Raw genomic sequence first — 844 nt, 5'->3', positions numbered from 1 at the left:
CGCGCGCCACTTGGGACGATCGACATCGACCGTCAGCCGCGAAGTCAGCCGCAACGGCGGAGCGGACCGCTACCGGGCCGCCGGGTCAGATCAGGCCGCTTGGGATCGGGCGCGACGTTCAAGAACGGGTGGCAAGCCAGCTTGCAAAGCTTGGGAAGGCGGACAGTATCGATCGGGCTGCGGCGACAATGGTCACCGGAACAAATAGCGGGCTGGCTCAAGCGCACATATCCGGGGGAGCCACAACATCAGGTGTCACACGAGACGATCTACCGCAGCCTGTTCATTCAAGCGCGCGGCGTGCTGAAAAAAGAACTGCTCGAGCACCTGAGAGCGAAACGCACGATCCGCCGCTCCAGACACGCCAGCCTGAAACGAAACGGACTCGGCCAGATCAAGGATACCGTATCCATCAGAGATCGGCCGGCGTCTGTTGAAGATCGTGCGGTCCCAGGCCACTGGGAGGGCGACCTGATTGGCGGATCGAGGAACAGCTATGTCGTAACCCTTGTCGAGCGCCATTCGCGCTACGTGATGCTGGTCAAGGTTGCGAACAAGGATACCGAAAGCGTCGTCTCGGCGCTTATCAAGCAATCGCAACGACTGCCCAGCGAACTTTATCGGTCCTTGACCTGGGACAGAGGCAAGGAACTCGCGGATCATCAGCGTCTGACATTGGCTACCAAGGTCGATGTCTACTTCTGTGACCCTCGCTGTCCCTGGCAGCGCGGGTCAAACGAAAACACCAACAGATTGCTGCGCCAGTATCTGCCGCGTGGCATCGATCTGTCCCTGTACAGCCAGGCCAAGCTCAGCGCGATCGCCAGGCAGCTCAATGAAAGGC

1 pseudogene is annotated in these 844 nt (G+C 60.1%); it reads left to right on the top strand.

Annotated features, from left to right (window positions below):
* Positions 1-844: pseudogene (locus tag AC630_RS42315) on the top strand (IS30 family transposase); the annotation flags it as partial.

This window comes from Bradyrhizobium sp. AS23.2, from assembly GCF_001908185.1.
Taxonomy (GTDB): Bacteria; Pseudomonadota; Alphaproteobacteria; order Rhizobiales; family Xanthobacteraceae; genus Bradyrhizobium.
Note: the sequence above shows the minus strand (reverse complement) of the source record. Positions and strands in the feature narration are given on the sequence as shown.